Source organism: Sorangium sp. So ce448 (genome assembly GCF_051520915.1).
In the GTDB taxonomy this organism is placed as follows: Bacteria; Myxococcota_A; Polyangia; order Polyangiales; family Polyangiaceae; genus Sorangium; species Sorangium cellulosum_B.
The window spans coordinates 4,730,397-4,747,169 of the sequence record NZ_CP150343.1 but is presented as its reverse complement, the minus strand read 5'-3'; the positions used below and the strand labels follow the sequence as shown (position 1 = coordinate 4,747,169).

Genomic DNA, 16,773 nt, shown 5'->3' with positions numbered 1-16,773 from the left:
GCGGCCGGCGGTCTCTTACGCTCGCGCGATGGCGAGAGAGCTGCCTGCAAGGTTCGGGATCACACCGCACGCGGCGCGCCGCCTGGCGAACCGGCAGATCGCGATCGGCGCGTCGATGGCGCTGGTGGGCGCGGGCGTGAGCGCGACGGGGCTCGGCAGCGTCGCGGCCGGGGTGCCCTTCGGGATGGCCGGCGCGCTCTTGATCGCGATCGGGCTGCGCGCCCGATCGATCGGCGTCGCCGTGCAGGTCGTCAACAAGGCGTACAACCTCGCGGCTTCCGGCCAGCGTGAGGACGCCGCCGAGCTGCTCGACTACGCGCAAGCGACGTGCCGCTCGCGCTACGTCCTGCGCGTCATCGACGTGCAGCGCACGCTCGCCGCCATGCAGCGCGGCGACCTCGAGGGCGCGCTCGCCCGCGCCGACGCCGCGGTCAACCGCCCCACCGACCCGCTCTCCTTTCACCTGGAGCACGCGACGATCGCCGCGGCGCGCTCGCTGAGGGCCCTGCTCCGCGCCTCGACGAGCGATCGCGACGGCGCCGCGGCGGACATCGAGTTCGTGCGGACGAGCGCCCTGGCGTCGCCCGAGGTGCTCGCCCGCGCGGAGCTCGCGGCCGCGGTGCTCCTGGAGCGCTCGGGCGACAGGGAGGCGCTGCGGGCGCACCTGCTCCGCGAGCGGGGCCTCCTCGTCGAGCACACGCGCCCGCGCGAGCGCGCCCTCGTCCGCGCCTACCAGCGCATGCTGAAGGCGAAGGCGAGCTCGGTCTACCGCACCGGCGCGAAGCGGGAGCCCGAGGCGGGAGGCGAGCTCTCGGCGGCGGACTGGGCGGCGCGCATCTCGCCCGACGCCGCGCCGTTCATGCGCGCCCCCGCGCTGGCGGCGGGCGGTGTGGAGGAGCTGTCGCGCGCGGAGGTGGACCGCGCCGACGCCTCCGCGCGCGCCGCGGCGGAGGGACGCGCGGGGAGCAACCGCCAGCCGGTGACGAAGGCGGCGCGCCGCGTGCTGCTCGTGTGGGTGGCCCTGGTGATGCTGTTCCTGGGGGTGTGGCAGCTCTTGAGCTCCGATCAGGCGCCGCCGGTGGCGCCTGAAGTCGAGCGTCTGCCAGCGGAGCCGATCGTCGGACCGCTCTCCATTGTCCTGGCGTTGCCGATCTTCTTCATCGTGATGCTCGTCGGGGCCGTGCTCGTGAACATGGCGCGCGCGCGCAAGCTCTCGCAGCGCTTCATGGCCGCCCAGGTCGCCGTGGCGAAGGGCGAGGAGCAGCGGGGGAAGGGTGAGCTCGAGGCCCTCACGCGAAGCAAGGTGCCCGGGGCCGCGGCGCAGGCGCACCTCGCGCTCGCCGAGCTGTCGGAGCGACAGGGAGAGCTCTCCGCGGCGCTCGCGGCGTGCGAGGCGGGGCTCGCGCGGCTGGGCACCGCGGCGGCGCGCGCGATGGCGGCGGACATCCTGCTGCCTGCGCTCCTGGCCGAGCGCGCGTTCCTGTTCGCGGCGATGGACCGGCGCGCCGACGCGCGCGCCGAGATGGCGCTGCTCGCGGAGCGGTACGCGTCGTACCCGTTCCTGGAGAGGGCCAGGATGCGGGTGGCGCTCGCGCTGCGGGCGCGGGAGGGCGACATCGCCGGGGCTGCGCGCCTCACCGAGCGAGACGCGGACCTGCCGCTGAACGCGCGCGACGAGCTGCTCGCCGACGTGTGCCGCGCGGCGGCGAGCCCGGGCGCCGCGGGCGCTGGCGAGGTGGAGCGGCTCCGCGAGGAGCTCCGGCTCGACGCCGCGAGCCGGCGCTGGCTCTCGGCGGTCGCGCCGGCGGCGCTCGCGGCGTTCGAGCGCCTGAGGGAGCAAGGCGACGCGGGCGTGCTCGCCGAGGCCGAGGCCCTCGCGGAGACGGAGGTGCTCGCGGAGACGGAGGCGCTCGCGGAGGCCGAGGCCCTCGCGGAGCGCGCCGGGGTGCGCCCGCGGGACGCCGGGGCGGCGTGAGCGCCGCGGCGCCGCGGCGTGGGAGCGGCCTCTGGCGCAGCTGCGGGCGCAGATCCTCGCGCCGGACGAGCGCGGCGCCCGATCGATCCACGGCGCGCGTCGCCGATCAGTCTTCTCGAGCAGGCGCCCGCATCGGCTCCCTCGGCCTGGTCCGCTCGGGGGGCGCGGCGGCCGAGCCCTCCACGGCGTCGCCGATCTCGCGCGCCACGTCCTCCACGGTGCGCAGGCTGATCCTCCCGGCGAGCACCAGGGTCGCGCCGATCTCGCTGCAGTCGATGGGATCCAGCCGCACCGGCGACGCGAACGCGTTGACGGCCGCCATCTGCCCGGCGGCGTAATCGAGGCGCGCGCCGAACACGAGATCGCCGTACCGGGTATAGGAGACCAACCCGAGCGACGCGTGGGCGCCGCTCATCCGCTCGAAGAAGAGCTTCGACTCGGCGGACATGGGGCCTCGCAGGCTCGACAGCGCGTTGAAATCGGAGGCGACGCCGCCCACGAGGCTGAGGTCGCGCGTGAGGAACACCTCGGCGCCGAGCCCGACGTTGACGATGGGCGCCGCCGCCTCGACGATGTCGAGCCGGCCCCGCGCCCGGCTCGTCACCGCGCCCCCGGCGATCGCGATCTCCTCACGTTCGGCGGCGATCCGCGCGAACTCGCGCTGGCCCATGTAGAAGAAGCCGTCGAGCTCCAGCCGCAGCCTGCTCCACTCCGCGCTCGCGCCGATCGCGACGCGGGCTGGAGAGGGGGCCACGAACTCCCCTTCACCGGCCCAGTAGCGCGCCGCCGCCGTCCCGTCGGCGCGCGTGTCGACGTAGCTCGCGTCCAGGGAGTCGACGGCATGAACGCTGGGCGTCCGCAGGCTGATCCCGGCCGAGAACACCCGGCTCAGCCGGTACGTGACGCCGACATGCGCGAGGAGGTCCCATGAATCGCCCGAGAGCGCGGCCTGGTAGGTCGCGCTGCTCGCCGAGCCCGCGCTGGTGTCCTCCACGAGGCTGGCGACGCCGAGCGAGCTCGTGTAGCGGGTGCGCACGAGCGAGAGCGAGGCGCCCACGGCGAGGCGCGAGGTGGCGCTGTAGCTCCACGAAGGACCGGCGCTGAAGCGACCCCACGCGTAGCGGAGCGTCTGCGCCTGGCTCACGCGTCGCGAGGCGGACTCCCCCGAGAATCGCAGCGCGTCGAACCCGAACTCGTTCTCCTCCGTCTTGCCGAGGCAGGCGGCGACGACCTGTCGGCCGACCGGCACCCGCGTCGAATCTGCGCCTCGTGCGCCGCTCTTCCAGTTGAAGAAATAGCATGTCGCGTCAGGGAGGCTGTCCAGCCCATGATCGCTCACCGACGTGCGATCGAGCCGGAGATCACCGTACAGGCCGGGGTCGGCCGGCCCTGGCTGGTGCCACCGTTGCAGCGTGCGGTGCGCGTAGCGGAAGAACGCCGACGAGAACGCGATGTTCCGGTCCTCGATGCGGACGATCGTGGCCGGGTTCAGGAAGGGCGCGGCGCCGTCGACGCCCAGCACGACCCCTGTGCCCCCCAGGAGCGCCGATCGCCCGCCGAGGAGCGCGGACTCGTACCTTCCCTGCGCGCGCGCCGCGTCTCCGCCGAGCGTCCCGAGCAGCCCGCTGGCGAGGCCGAGCAGCGCTCGGCGCGCTCCGGAGCTGCGAACCAGGGCGCGCGGGCTCGGCATGGCAGGCGCCAGCATGGCTCACAGCGCCGTCGCCGCAATGGCCGCAGCGCCCGCCCGCCCACGGCCCCCTCCCGAGGCGGCGAGCTCCTGCCCCGCCGCGCCGCGTGTCCCTGCGACGCCGCCCCGCGGTCTCTCTTGAGTCGCCGTTGGAGGGGGCGAGAAGTAAACTGCGAGGGATGTCTGATCCGCTTCGCAGAGATGGGTCCGCCATGCCCGTGCCGCCCCTCGCCCCGCTGAAGGCCGTTGATCTCGAGGACGAGCGGCTGAAACGCTTGAACGCCCTCGGGCATTTTCTGGACAACTCCATCCGTATCCCTGGAGTCGGCTACCGGGTCGGCTACGACGCCGTGATCGGGTTGATCCCTGGGGTCGGCGATCTCATCGGTTTCGCGCTCTCGATTTACATCGTGCTCGCGGCGACGCGTTACCGTCTCCCCGCCTCGGCGGTGCTGCGCATGGTGCTCAACGTGGGCCTCGAGACGCTGCTCGGCACGGTCCCTCTCGTAGGCGATCTCTTCGACGCGACCTACAAGGCGAACGCGCGCAACCTCGACCTGCTGCGCGCCCACCTCGCAGCGCGGGCGCAGGGCGGCGCGTCGCCCTCGAATCTTCGTTTCTACGCCGGCCTGTTCCTGGCGCTGGCAGGCATCCTCGCCCTGGCAACTCTCATGCTCTTCTCGCTGACAAGAGCCCTACAAGCCCTCTTCGGCTCCTGACGCCCCCGGCCCGACGCCCCCGCACCCGCGCCCCCTGCTCAACCCGCCTCTCCTCTCCACGACGGCCCCGGCCCGTTCCGCCACGCCCCCGGCCCGTTCCGCCACGCCCCCGGCCCGTTCCGCCACGCCCCCGGCCCGAGCGGGGCGCACCCGCACAGGAGACGGGCCCAGATCGGCGTTTTCGGCGCGCAGGCGTACTCTTGTACGCCGAGCACCGAAAACGTCGAGATGGGCCCGTATCCGCCGCGGGTGCGCCCCGCTCAGTTGCGGGAGCTGATGAAGAGGCGGAGCACATGCCAGAACAGCATGGCGACCGACGCGAAGAGCTCGAGCGCGGCGCCCACGTACCGGTCCTCGGGGAAGTGGTGCAGGATGTTCGACGTGTCGTACAGGATGGCGGCCCCAGCGAACGCGACCATGGCGACGCTGAAGAAGGTGCCGAGCTGGAAGCCGAACAGCGCGCCTGCCGCGATGAGGACGAGCGCGCAGATGGCGCCCCAGCGCAGGAGAGCCCCAAGGAACGAGAAATCCTTGCGGGTCACGAACGCGATCGCGGTGAGCCCGGCGAAGCCGGCCATCGTGGCGAGCCCAGCGCTCTGGATCGCGCCAGGAGCGACCATGTCCGCGATGTAAAGGAGCGGCACGAAGACGATCGCCTGGGCGAGCACGAAGCCGCCGAGCGCGGCGTACTGCGCCGGCTTCGATACAGACGTGTGCGCCGCGCGGCTGGCCAGCCAGCTCACGAGCATGAACGCCCCGAGCACCAGCAGCCAGCTCGTGCCCATCATCGCCCTCGCGATGACCGAGGCGACGCCGGTCTTGAACAGCGCGACCTCGATCGCAGCGAAGAGGACGATCGCACCGAACAGGTGGTTGTACGTTCGCACGATGAAGCGCTCGCGCGACTCGGCACCGGCGCGGAGCACCGACGAGCGGTTCCCGTATCCTACGTAGTTCTGGTCCATGTTCCCTCTCTGGTAGGCCTCGACTCTAGCACGCGAAGCACGCCGCATGCCCGCGGCGAGGCGGCCGGGGGACGAGGCGCAGCCCCACGACGCCGTGAGCGCCGGCGCCTGTGCACAGGCCCTCCGCCGCTCGCCGGCTCCCGGGAAAGCCGGTTGGCAGGCCCCCTAAGGCACCGCTCAGGGCCCCCCGGAGCCCGCGGCGCCCGCCGCACGACGATGGAAATGCGGACGTCGCGCCCTGCGTCCTGTCGAAGTCTCCCTGGAAGGAGGGATTAAATCCCCTTCGGGATCTTGTCGAGGTCCACCTGGGAGAGCGCATGCCGGATCAGCGCGCTCCTGTTAGCCTTGGTCATCCCGCGCGCCTTGAGCGAGCTGACCATCTCGTCCAGCCGCTCGAGATCCTCGGTGTACATCGAGATACAGATGACTTTGTAGTGCTGCGGTCTCTCTGGCGCCGGCGCAGCACCCGGCTCGGATGCGGCGCCGCTCGTCCGGGCCTTCGCGCGCCCACGAGGCGCTTCCGTGGACGTATAGAACGCCCCGGACAAAACACCTTCCACTTCGTCGCGATCGAGCAGCGCCCGCGCGGCGCCCCCGAGATCGCCTTCGCTTTTCATTGCTTCCTCCAGCTCCCCTGCCCGGTCGAGGCTCCGCGACTGCGGGCCCTTCATTCAGCGAACCCCCGCGTCCGCGGGTCCCTGCATCCAGCGGGACTCCGCGTCCGCGGGTCCCTTCATCCAGCGGGACTCCGCGTCCGCGGGTCCCTTCACGCCCCCGCCGCCGCAGCGCCCGGCCGCTCGGTGGCTGCGTCCCCCCGGTCGACGCTCCACGCTGTCCCTTCGCGCGCCGCCCCTGCCTCGGAGCCCGCCGTACCGCGCTCGCGGCTCTCGATGATGCGATCGACCACCGCGAGGTAATCGTCCGCGGCAGGGGTTCCCGACGCGTACTCGAAGATCGTCTGCCCTTGCGCGGGTGCCTCCTTGACCTTGATCGCCTGCCGGATCGGCGCGAGGCAGCGCTCCCCGAAGTGCTGCTTCATCGTGCTCACCGCCTCGCGCGCGATCTTCGCGCGGCCGTCGTAGAAGGTCGGCAGCACGCCCCAGATCTGCACCGGGTGATGCAGCAGCGCGTTCACGTTCTTCACCGTCTTGATCACCTGCCGGACGCCGACGAGCGACAGATAGTCGCACGCGACAGGGACGAGCACGCTGTCGGCGAACACCAGCGCGTTCTGGTTCATCAACGACAGGCTCGGCGAGCAATCGAGCACCACGTAATCGTACTCGGCCGCCGCAGCGGAGAGGCGATCCGAGAGCACGCGGTCGCGGTTCTGGCGCCCTGCCAGGTAGAGCTCCGCCGCGGCGAGCGTCTCGTTGGACGGCAGGAGATCCAGGTTCGGTCGAACCGTCTTGGTCGCGTCCGCGACCCGGAGCCCCATCACGAGCACGTGATAAAGCGACCGCTCCGCGCCCGCGCCGAGCGAGACAGAGACGTTCCCCTGCGCGTCGGTGTCGACGAGGAGCACCCGCTTGTCGCGCGCCGCGAGCCCGGCCGCCACGCTCACGGCTGTCGTCGTCTTGCCCGTACCGCCCTTGTGGTTGAACACGGCCAGACAGCGGGGCACCCCGGAAGGGCGCTGCGGCGGCTGCGCCGGCCGCTTCGCGCCCCCCGCCGGCGACAGGGGCACCGCGACCGCGCCCTGCCCTTTGAGCTCCGCCGGACGAGCGGCGGACGCGACCGGCGCGGCCCGCCCCGTCGCCTCGCCCTGGGCGCTCGCCCGAGCCGCCGGCGGCGCCGGCTCACCTGCCGCCGCGGCGGAGCGCGATCCGCCTCCTGCCAGCGGCGCCTCGTCACCGGTCGCCGTTGCTCCCTCGGCCGGCGCCGCGGCCGCCGCCGCGATGTCACCGAGCCGCACCCCCTTCGCCTCACGGACCAGCTGCGTCCGGCACCCCAGCGAGCACGCGTAGTGCCGGCGCCCGGCGACGTAGAGCACCTGGGACACGAGATCCGGCGGAAACCGCTTCGCGCACGCGTCGCACGTGGCGAGCGCGGCGCCGTCCTGCCCGCCGAGCTGGCTCTTTTCCAGGCATTTCTGCGAGCAGAAGAAGGAGAAGCCGCCGTCCTTCTCCTCCATCTGGTACCGGAACTGGACCTCGAATCCGGTCCCGCACACGCTGCACGTCTCGCTGATTCCGCCCACAGCTCGCTCCTTCGCGCCGCGCACAGCGCTTTGCCCAGGCGCAGCGTTGACCATCATCACAGTCAAGGCGCAAAGGTCAACTTTTCTGCGAGCGTGACCCACCCATCCGGCGCAAGGGTGTGGGAGCGCGCGCATCCCGGGGCGGAGGCGCGAGGCGGTTCAGCGACGGGACCTCGGCGCCAGACCAGCTCAGTGACGGAAATGCCGGGCCCCGGTGAACACCATCGCGATCCCCGCCGCGTCCGCCGCGGCGATGACCTCCGCGTCCTTCACGCTGCCGCCAGGCTGCGCGACCGCGGTGATGCCGTGCTCCGCGGCGAGCACCACGTTGTCCGGGAACGGGAAGAACGCGTCCGACGCGAGGACGCTCCCGCGAGCCCGCTCGCCCGCCTTGCTGCAGGCGATGCGCACGCTCTCGACCCGCGACATCTGTCCGGCGCCGATCCCGACCGTCCGCCCCGGCATCGCGAGCACAATCGCGTTGGATTTCACGTGCTTGCAGACGCGCCAACCGAGATCGAGCGCCTCGATCTCCTTCTCCGTCGGCGCGCGCTTCGTCACCACCCGGCCGCCGCGCACCTCGCCGGCCGCCGAGGCATCCCGCTCCTGGACCACCAGGCCGCCGCCGACGCGCTTGAACGTCAGCTCCCGGTGATCCGCGGGCAGGAGCGCGCCGGTCGCGAGCACCCGGAGGTTCTTCTTGGTCCGGAGCACCTCCAGCGCCTCGGGCGCGTAGGCGGGCGCGACAACGCACTCCAGGAACGTCTCGACGAGCACCTCGGCGGCGGCGCGGTCGACCTCGCGGTTCAGGGCGACGATCCCACCGAAGGCGCTCACGGCGTCCGCGTCGCGCGCCGTCCGGTAGGCGGCCGCGAGGCTGTCGCCGGTCGCGACGCCGCACGGGTTCGTGTGCTTCACGACGACCGCGGCGGGCTGCGCGAGCTCGCGCACCGCCTCGAACGCGGCGTCCACGTCGACGAGGTTGTTGAACGAGAGCTCCTTGCCGCCCGCGCCCAGCGACTCCGCCAGCGCGAGCGACCCCGCGGCCGCGCCCCGCTCACGATAGAAGGCGCCGGACTGGTGCGGGTTCTCGCCGTACCGGAGCGGATAAGCCCGCTCGAGGGCGAGCGTGAGGAAGCGCGGATAGGCCTCGCGCTCCGCCGCGTTCGGCTCACCCTCCTCGGGCAGCGAGGACAGGTAACCGGACACCATCCCGTCGTAGGCCGCCGTGTGCGCAAACGCCTTGGTGGCGAGCCGGCGGCGGGTGGCGCTCGACACCTCACCTTGCCTGTCGATCTCGGCGAGCACAGCATCGTAGTCGGCCGGATCGACCACCACCGCGACGCGCGCGTGGTTCTTGGCCGCGCTCCGCACCATCGACGGCCCGCCGATATCGATGTTCTCGATGATCTCGGGGTGCGTGACCCCCGGTTTCCGGACGGTCGCCTCGAAGGGATAGAGATTGCACACAACGAGATCGATCGGCGCCCCGCCGAGCCGCGCGAGATCCTCGTCGTCGATCGCGCCGCGCATCAGGATGCCGCCGTGCACCCGCGGATGGAGCGTCTTCACCCGGCCATCCATGACCTCGGGCGAGCCGGTATAGGCCTCCACCCCGATGACCGGCACGCCGGCGTCCGCGAGCGCCCGCTGCGTCCCCCCGGTCGAGAGGATCTCCACGCCCTTCTCCGCGAGCCGCCTGGCCAGCGGGAGCAGTCCCGTCTTGTCGGATACCGAAATCAGTGCGCGTCGAATCATTGCGACGGACAGCTAGCCCGTCTCTGCGGCCGCCGCCAGCCCCGCGCTCACGCGCCGGGCGGCGCGGCCGGCGTCGTCGGCTCGCCCGCCGCGGCCGGCGGCGCCTTGACCGGCTCCGCCTCGGCGACGAGCTCGCCGTCCCGGTACTCCAGGACGCCCTTGGGCGGCCCGAAGATCGCATAGGCGTCCGGCAGGATGAGCGCCTCACGGAGCACGTCGTCGACGTGCTCGACGAGCACGAGCCGCAGCGCCTTCAGCACCCGCCGCGGCACGTCCCGGAGATCCTTCCGGTTCTCCTTCGGCAGGATGACGGTCGCGATTCCGCCGCGGTGGGCCGCGAGCAGCTTCTCCTTGAGCCCGCCGATCGGCATCACGCGCCCGCGCAGGGTGATCTCGCCCGTCATCGCGAGATCCCTCCGGACAGGCACCTTCATGAGCGAGCTGACGAGCGCGGTCACCATCGTGACGCCGGCGCTGGGCCCGTCCTTGCGGACGAAATCGGGGAAGTGAATGTGGACGTCGACCTTCTGATAGACGTCCGCCTCGAGCCCGAGGCGGTCGAGGCGCGAGCGGACATAGCTCATCGCCGCGTGCCCGCTCTCCTCCATCCCCTTCTCGAGCAGCCCGGTGATCACGAGCTTGCCCTTGCCCGGCACCACCGTCGCCTCGGCCGGGAGCAGATCGCCCCCGACGTTCGTCACGGCGAGGCCGTTCACGAGGCCCACCTCATCGCGCTCCTCGCGCCGGCCGAGCCGGTACTTGGGGACGCCGAGGTACTTCGGGATGCTCTTCGCGACGACCTCGATCGGCTTCTCCTTGCCGTCGGACACCACCCGCCTGGCCACCTTGCGGCAGACGCTCGCGATCTCGCGCTCCAGCGAGCGCACGCCGCTCTCCTTCGTGTAGTGGTGGATGATCGTCCGGAGCGCGCCCTCCGTGAAGTCGAGCGACACATCCTCGAGGCCGCACTCCTTCCGCTGCCGGGGCACGAGGTACTTCACGGCGATGTTCAGCTTCTCGAACTCCGTGTATCCCGAGAGCTGGATGACCTCCATGCGGTCCTGGAGCGGCACGGGGATGCCAGAGAGCGTGTTCGCCGTCGTGATGAACATCACGTCGGAGAGGTCGTAATCGAGATCCAGGTAGTGGTCGTTGAACGTGTGGTTCTGCTCCGGATCGAGCACCTCGAGCAGCGCAGCCGCCGGATCCCCGCGGAAGTCGGTCGACATCTTGTCGACCTCGTCGAGCAGGAACACGGGGTTGTTCGTCCCGACCTTCTTGAGCGACTGGATCAGCTTGCCGGGCAGCGCGCCGATGTACGTCCGCCGGTGGCCCCGGATCTCCGCCTCATCGCGCACGCCGCCGAGCGACAGCCTCACGAACTTGCGCCCCGTCGCGCGCGCGATCGACTTCGCCAGGCTCGTCTTGCCGACGCCGGGCGGTCCCACGAAGCAGAGCACCGGACCCTTGAGCTTCTTCGTGAGCGCCTGGACAGCCAGGTACTCGAGGATCCGCTCCTTGATCTTCTTGAGGCCGTAGTGGTCCTCATCGAGGATCCGCTCGGCCTCGACGAGGTCATAACGCTCCTCGCTCTTGTCGTACCAGGGGAGCTCCAGGATCCAATCGATGTAGTTGCGCACCACGGTCGCCTCGGCGCTCGTGGGGTGCATCATCTTCAGCTTCTTGAGCTCCTTCTTGACCTTCGCGGCGGCCTCCTTGCTCATCCGCTTGGTCTTGAGGGCCTCTTCGATCTCCTGGATCTCGTTCTTGAACTCGTCGCGCTCGCCGCCGCCCAGCTCCTTCTGGATGGCCTGCATCTGCTCGTTGAGGTAGTACTCCTTCTGCGTCTTCTCCATCTGCTTCTTGACGCGACTCCGGATCTTCTTCTCCACCTGGAGAATCTCGATCTCGGCCTGCATCAACTCGATGAGACGCTCGAGCCGCTTCTGCGGCTCCTCCATCTCGAGCAGCGCCTGTCGGTCGGTCAGCTTGATGGTCGGCAGGTTGGCGATGATGGTGTCGGCCAGCCGCGAGGCCTCGTCGATGGCCTGCACCGCCATCAAGACCTCGGGCTGGATCTTCTTGTTGAGCTTGACGTACATCTCGAACGTCGACTGGACCGAGCGCATCAGCGCCTCGACCTCGACGCTCGCGACCGAGCTCTCGACGATCTCGTCGTATTCGATCAGGAAGTACGCATCGCTCTGGACGTAGCGGCGGATGCGCGCCCGGCGCTTGCCCTCGATGAGGACCTTGACGGTGCCGTCCGGGAGGCGGAGCAGCTGCATGATCGCGCCGACCGATCCGACGCCGAAGATGTCGTCCGGCGTCGGATCGTTCGTCTTCGCGTTGCGCTGCGCGGCGAGGAAGATCTCCTTGCCGCGGTTCATCGCCTCGTCGAGCGCGGCGATGCTGCGCTCGCGCCCGACGAACAGCTGCGAGACCATGTGTGGAAAGACGATGATGTCGCGAAGCGGGAGCAACGGGACGATCCCGCGCTCGGGTGCGTTCTTGCCGCGATCACTGTCGTTCTTGAAGAACATCCGCCGTCTTTCCGGGAGTGTCGGGAGGTCGGGGCACCCCCGCCTCGGTTGTCAAATGCCTTGGTTTGATGCTGAACTTCCGCCGGCTCGTCCCGCTGCCCTCCAGGGACACGCGGCGCCGGCACGCTCGGAGGAGCCTCCGGGGGGCGAGGGCTCGGCTCGGGCCGCGACGTGCGCCCCGGCCCGCGGCCCCCCGGGGGCGAGCGCTACGCGAGCTCCGCCTCCTTCGTGTACACGATGAGCGGAGGCTCGTGCTTCACGATCACGTCCTCGCTGACGACGACCTCCTTGATCCCCGTGCGGGACGGGACGTCGTACATGATGTCGAGCATCGCCGACTCGAGGATCGCGCGGAGGCCGCGGGCGCCGCTGTTCCTCTCGAGGGCCTGACGGGCCACCGCCACGAGCGCGCCCCGGGTGAACTTGAGCTTCACGCCGTCCATCTCGAACAGCTTCTGGTACTGCTTGACCAGGCTGTTCTTCGGCTTCGTGAGGATGTCGATGAGCGCCTCCTCGTTGAGCTCGTGGAGCGTCGCCACCATCGGCAGACGTCCGATGAACTCCGGGATGAGCCCGAACTTGAGGAGATCCTCCGGCTGGACGACGCTGAGCAGCTCGCCCAGCTTGAATTCCTTCTTCCCCTTGATGTCCGCGCCGAAGCCGAGGGTGTTCTGGCCGATGCGCCGCTGGATGATCTGGTCGAGCCCGACGAACGCGCCGCCGCAGATGAACAGGATGTTCGTCGTGTCGACCTGCAGGAAATCCTGCTGCGGGTGCTTGCGCCCGCCCTTCGGGGGGACGTTGGCGATCGTCCCCTCGATGATCTTGAGCAGCGCCTGCTGCACGCCCTCGCCGGAGACGTCGCGGGTGATGCTCGGGTTGTCGCTCTTCCGGCTGATCTTGTCGATCTCGTCGATGTAGACGATGCCGCGCTGCGCGCGCTCGACGTCGTGATCCGCGTTCTGGAGGAGCTGGACGATGATGTTCTCGACGTCCTCGCCGACGTACCCGGCCTCGGTCAGCGTCGTCGCGTCCGCGATGGCGAAGGGGACGTTGATGATCTTGGCGAGCGTCTGCGCGAGGAGGGTCTTGCCGGAGCCCGTCGGCCCCAGCAGGAGGATGTTCGACTTGGACAGCTCCACGTCGTCCGAGGAGACCCGGCTGTCGATGCGCTTGTAGTGGTTGTGCACCGCCACAGCGAGGATCTTCTTGGCGCGGTTCTGGCCGACGACGTACTCGTCCAAGGTCGCTTTGATGTCGGCGGGCTTGGGCACCGGGGTCGACCCCGCGTACGGCTCGTCCTTCTCGACCTCCTCCGCGATGATGTCATTGCACAGCCCGATGCACTCATCGCAGATGTAGACCGTGGGGCCCGCGATGAGCTTCTTCACCTCTTTCTGCGACTTGCCGCAGAAAGAGCAGCTTAGATTGCCATTCGAGTGATCGTCCCGCCTTCGCTCCACTTCGACCCTCAGTGCGGTCTGCCGACGCTACCGCTTCAATGAGAGGTGGGGTCCCGCCGCGGCGGCGGCCCCTCCAACTTGCGGCGGGAACGGCTTCCACCGTTCCCTCGATTTTCAGCGATGCGCAGCCAAACGCCGCGCTCGGATTCTAGTGCGGTGCCCGTACCGTCGCAAGCTAACGGGGGTGGTCTCCAGCCTGTGGCCGAAGTCAGGGAATCACCCGATGGCGCCCCGCCGTAGGCCACCGATGTGGCCGCGCATCGCGCGAAAAACGCGAAAAGCAGCGGATCGAGCGAGCGCAGCGCGGCGCGTGAAGCGCCGGGCCCGCGTGCTCCGCTGCTGCGCGCCCGCGCGCAATGCCCCGCCCGCCACAGCGGCGGGGCGTGGCATGGCGTGGCTACGCCGCGCCGCGGCGCGGCCCGGGGCGACACCGCGCCGGCCTTCACCCCGAGCACGCCCGCCGGACGCGGCGGCGCGGCCACCTACTTGTTCCGCTTCGGGAAGACCTCGTCGATCAGGCCATACTCCTTGGCCTGCGTCGCGCTCAGGTAGAAGTCGCGCTCGATGTCCTTCGCCAGCTCGTCCCGGTTCTTGCCGGTCGCGTCGACGAGGATGTCGATCAGCGTCTCCTTGATCTTCTTGATCTCGCGCGCCTGGATCTCGATGTCCGTCGCCTGGCCGCGCGCGCCGCCGAGCGGCTGGTGGATCATCATCCGCGCGTGCGGCAGCGCGAAGCGCCGACCCTTGCGACCGGCGCCGAGCAGCACGGCGCCCATCGACGCGGCCTGGCCGATGCACATCGTCGACACCGGGCAACGCACGTACTGCATCGTGTCGTACATCGCGAGCCCCGACGTCACCACGCCGCCCGGGCTGTTGATGTAGACCTGGATCTCCTTCTCGGGATCCTCGCTCTCCAGGAAGAGGAACTGCGCGATCACGGCGTTCGCGACGAAGTCGTCGATCTCCGTGCCGATGAAGACGATGCGATCCTTGAGGAGACGGCTGAAGATGTTCCACTCCCGCTCGCCGCGGTGGGTCACCTCGGTGACCGTCGGGAGGATGTAGGCCTTCTCGCGTTCGAGAAACTCGATGGCTTGGGTGCGGGTTTCGACTCGTCGGGTCATCCGGTGCTCCGGGGGGTTCGCTGCCGCGCGGCAGGGGCTCTACTCCTGGGCCAGACTGCGTCCGATCGCAAGACCGAACGCGCCCGAGGTTACCGGAAATATCGGCCGCTCGCCGCGCGGCGCACGGAACACGCGGCGCGCCGCGGCCCGCTCGATCCGGCCCGCGCGCGCGCCCGACGTCGCTCGAGAGCGCGAGAGGCGCGACCTGGACAAACGGCGCACGCCGGCGCAGCAGAGCTGAGGCGCCGGCGTGCGGGGCAGGAGTCCGGCCATTCCGCGCCGGACCGCTGCTGGGCGCAGCTAGCTCGCGTCGGCGACCTTCGCCGCAGCCTCGATGATGTCGAGGATCTTGTCCTCGAGGATCATCCCGGCGAAGAGCTCGCGCTTCTGGGGCTCGCGGTACTCCGCCTTGATCTTCGCCACGTTCTTGCCGGTCTGCTCGGCGAGCTCCTCGTAGCCCTTCTCGAGGTCGGCCTCGGTGATCCTGACCGCCTTCGCCTTCGCGATCTCGGCCATGACAAGGCCCGCGCGCACCTTCATCTCGGCGTCGAGCCGCACGCGGGCGCGGAACTCCGGCGTCGGATCGACGCGCTGCCCCTGCCTCCGCGCCGTCGCGAGCAGCTCGCGCTCGGCGAGCTGCGCCTGCTGATCGACGAGCGACGGCGGGACCGGGATCGGGTTCGCCTTGCAGAGCTCCACAACGAGCTGCTCGGCGACGGCGTCGCTCGCCCGCTGCGTCAGCTCCTTCTCGAGCTTCTTGCGGAGCGACTCGCGGAGCGCGGACAGGCTCTCGTCGCCGCAGTCCTTCGCGAACTCATCGTCCACCTCGGGGAAGATGCGCTCCCGCAGATCCTTCAGCGTGATGTGGAAGGTCGCCTGCTTGCCCCGCAGGTCCGCGTTGGAGTGCTGCTCGGAGAACGTGACCGGGACGTCCTTCGACTGGCCGGGCGTCATCCCGGCGAGCGCGTCCTCGATCTCCTTGAAGACCTGGCCGCTGCCGAGCTCGGTCTCGATCTCCTGCTCCTTCGTGTCTCGCAGCGCGCCGCCGACCTCGAGGGTGAACGCGATCGTCGCGACATCCCCCTTCGCCGCGGGGCGCTCCGGCTCGGGCGCCTGCAGCGTCGAGTGCTCGCGCCGGAGGGCGGTGATCTCGGCGTCGATCATCTCGTCGCTCGGCGTGGTCGAGGGGCGCTTCACCTCGAAGCCCTCCCACTTCACCTCGGCGATGTCGGGGCGGACCTCGAAGCGGGCCTTGTAGGAGAACGCGTCGTCAGGGCGGAGCTCGGTGGGCGCGATCGCCGGCTGGGACAGGGGCTGCACCTGCTTGTCGGCGAGCGCCTGGTTCAGCGTGGCGTCGACGAGCCGCTGGGCGACATCGGCGTGGATGCGGCCGCCGTAGAGGTGCGCGAGCACCTGGCGCGGCGCCTTGCCAGGCCGGTAGCCCCGGACCCGGGCCGTCCGCTGGAGCGCCGTATAGGCCTTGTCGACCTCGCTCCGGACCCGGTCCGCGGGGACCTCCACCTGAAACTCCATCAGCACGGGAGAAAGCTTTTCGACGTTGACTTGCATGGCGGTTTTTTCGAAGGGCGGCACTCGTGCCACGCGTCGCTGGGGGGGTCAAGACGAGCGACAGGACGCTGCTTTAAAAAAAAGGAGCCCCGGCGGAGAGGCGGCCGCCGGGGCTCAGATCCCGGGAGGGATCGTGCAAGCTGTTGTGCAGCGCCGCGCAGCGCCGACGCTGGCGACGCGACGTCACGGGGCAGCGGCGCCGAGCGCGACCGCGAGGACGTTGAAGCCATCCCGCGCGTCACGCCGCCGCGCCGCCGCGCTCAGTCGTCGTCCGAGACGTCGAAGGGATCCTTGTCGAAGTCGAGCTCGGCGTCGAAGGACCCTTCCTCCTCGACGATGTCCTCGAGCGAGAAGCCGACACGGCTCGGGCGGAGAATCTCCCGCTCGAACTCTGAGAAGCTCTGATACGACCTGGGAAGCGGCATCTGTCCTCCTCACATGTGCCGAGGCGACGTCGGTGCGTCGGTCTGCTCGGCGAAGCTGGGCACCACGTCCGTGTTCAAGGGGCGATCGGCGTCGGCCCGCGACTCGAGGTCGAGGGCGGACGACGGCGCGAGCCGATCGCCGACCTGCGTTGAAGCGAAGGCGAAAGCACGAGGACCTGCGCAGGAGCGAGCGGCGCAGGACCGCGCCCGTCGCCCCAGAAGGCGCGAGCAAGGACCCGATCGACGGGCCCCGGGTCGCAGCAGGCGAGCAGCGCCCCGCCGAGGCCGAAGCTGCGGCCTCGCCTCGAGGCTCGACCGCGCGCCCATGCCTTCGCCGTTCGG

Annotated in this window: 12 protein-coding genes; 2 read left to right on the top strand and 10 right to left on the bottom strand. The window is 70.4% G+C overall.

The window, feature by feature from the left end; all coding sequences use genetic code 11:
* Positions 1–28: 28 nt before the first annotated feature.
* Positions 29–1,975, top strand: a complete 1,947-nt coding sequence (locus WMF45_RS18025; protein WP_437718108.1) for a hypothetical protein — start codon at positions 29–31, stop codon at positions 1,973–1,975.
* A 106-nt stretch (positions 1,976–2,081) separates the two neighbouring features.
* Here WMF45_RS18025 and WMF45_RS18020 read toward each other — a convergent pair whose 3' ends face one another.
* Complete coding sequence (locus WMF45_RS18020; RefSeq protein ID WP_437718107.1) at positions 2,082–3,665, bottom strand: hypothetical protein; 1,584 nt, start codon at positions 3,663–3,665, stop codon at positions 2,082–2,084.
* A gap of 209 nt (positions 3,666–3,874) precedes the next feature.
* Here WMF45_RS18020 and WMF45_RS18015 point away from each other — a divergent pair, with 209 nt between their 5' ends.
* Positions 3,875–4,381 carry a DUF4112 domain-containing protein gene (locus tag WMF45_RS18015; RefSeq protein ID WP_437718106.1) on the top strand — a complete coding sequence of 169 codons (507 nt, stop codon included), beginning with the start codon at positions 3,875–3,877 and terminating at the stop codon, positions 4,379–4,381.
* Between the two features lie 260 nt (positions 4,382–4,641).
* On the opposite strand, the gene WMF45_RS18010 is transcribed toward WMF45_RS18015, so the two are convergent.
* The 9 genes from WMF45_RS18010 to WMF45_RS17970 form a co-directional block, all read right to left on the bottom strand.
* Positions 4,642–5,346, bottom strand: coding sequence for a Bax inhibitor-1/YccA family protein (locus WMF45_RS18010; protein WP_437718105.1), 705 nt, complete (start codon positions 5,344–5,346; stop codon positions 4,642–4,644).
* Positions 5,347–5,618: 272 nt separating this feature from the next.
* Positions 5,619–6,017 carry a hypothetical protein gene (locus WMF45_RS18005; RefSeq protein ID WP_437718104.1) on the bottom strand — a complete coding sequence of 133 codons (399 nt, stop codon included), beginning with the start codon at positions 6,015–6,017 and terminating at the stop codon, positions 5,619–5,621.
* A gap of 95 nt (positions 6,018–6,112) precedes the next feature.
* Positions 6,113–7,546, bottom strand: coding sequence for a ParA family protein (locus WMF45_RS18000; RefSeq protein ID WP_437718103.1), 1,434 nt, complete (start codon positions 7,544–7,546; stop codon positions 6,113–6,115).
* 189 nt (positions 7,547–7,735) lie between these two features.
* Positions 7,736–9,304, bottom strand: a complete 1,569-nt coding sequence (purH, locus tag WMF45_RS17995; protein WP_437718102.1) for a bifunctional phosphoribosylaminoimidazolecarboxamide formyltransferase/IMP cyclohydrolase — start codon at positions 9,302–9,304, stop codon at positions 7,736–7,738.
* Positions 9,305–9,351: 47 nt separating this feature from the next.
* Positions 9,352–11,847 (bottom strand): endopeptidase La, encoded by a 2,496-nt coding sequence (gene lon / locus WMF45_RS17990; protein WP_437718101.1) that lies wholly within the window; start codon positions 11,845–11,847, stop codon positions 9,352–9,354.
* A gap of 206 nt (positions 11,848–12,053) precedes the next feature.
* Entirely contained in the window at positions 12,054–13,310 is a 1,257-nt protein-coding gene (clpX, locus tag WMF45_RS17985) for an ATP-dependent Clp protease ATP-binding subunit ClpX (RefSeq protein WP_437329885.1), read from the bottom strand.
* Positions 13,311–13,792: 482 nt separating this feature from the next.
* On the bottom strand, positions 13,793–14,437 hold the full coding sequence (locus tag WMF45_RS17980) for an ATP-dependent Clp protease proteolytic subunit (RefSeq protein WP_012235778.1): 645 nt from the start codon (positions 14,435–14,437) through the stop codon (positions 13,793–13,795).
* A 300-nt stretch (positions 14,438–14,737) separates the two neighbouring features.
* Positions 14,738–16,006, bottom strand: a complete 1,269-nt coding sequence (gene tig, locus WMF45_RS17975) for a trigger factor (protein WP_437718100.1) — start codon at positions 16,004–16,006, stop codon at positions 14,738–14,740.
* Between the two features lie 260 nt (positions 16,007–16,266).
* On the bottom strand, positions 16,267–16,431 hold the full coding sequence (locus tag WMF45_RS17970; RefSeq protein ID WP_012235776.1) for a hypothetical protein: 165 nt from the start codon (positions 16,429–16,431) through the stop codon (positions 16,267–16,269).
* Positions 16,432–16,773: the final 342 nt, after the last annotated feature.

What these genes read in the sequence shown, in the direction of transcription:
- WMF45_RS18025 (WP_437718108.1), top strand. Translation starts at nt 29, where the DNA reads ATGGCGAGAGAGCTGCCTGCAAGGTTCGGGATCACACCGCACGCGGCG.
- WMF45_RS18020 (WP_437718107.1), bottom strand. Translation starts at nt 3,665, where the DNA reads ATGCCGAGCCCGCGCGCCCTGGTTCGCAGCTCCGGAGCGCGCCGAGCG.
- WMF45_RS18015 (WP_437718106.1), top strand. Translation starts at nt 3,875, where the DNA reads ATGCCCGTGCCGCCCCTCGCCCCGCTGAAGGCCGTTGATCTCGAGGAC.
- WMF45_RS18010 (WP_437718105.1), bottom strand. Translation starts at nt 5,346, where the DNA reads ATGGACCAGAACTACGTAGGATACGGGAACCGCTCGTCGGTGCTCCGC.
- WMF45_RS18005 (WP_437718104.1), bottom strand. Translation starts at nt 6,017, where the DNA reads ATGAAGGGCCCGCAGTCGCGGAGCCTCGACCGGGCAGGGGAGCTGGAG.
- purH (WP_437718102.1), bottom strand. Translation starts at nt 9,304, where the DNA reads ATGATTCGACGCGCACTGATTTCGGTATCCGACAAGACGGGACTGCTC.
- lon (WP_437718101.1), bottom strand. Translation starts at nt 11,847, where the DNA reads ATGTTCTTCAAGAACGACAGTGATCGCGGCAAGAACGCACCCGAGCGC.
- WMF45_RS17980 (WP_012235778.1), bottom strand. Translation starts at nt 14,437, where the DNA reads ATGACCCGACGAGTCGAAACCCGCACCCAAGCCATCGAGTTTCTCGAA.
- tig (WP_437718100.1), bottom strand. Translation starts at nt 16,006, where the DNA reads ATGCAAGTCAACGTCGAAAAGCTTTCTCCCGTGCTGATGGAGTTTCAG.
- WMF45_RS17970 (WP_012235776.1), bottom strand. Translation starts at nt 16,431, where the DNA reads ATGCCGCTTCCCAGGTCGTATCAGAGCTTCTCAGAGTTCGAGCGGGAG.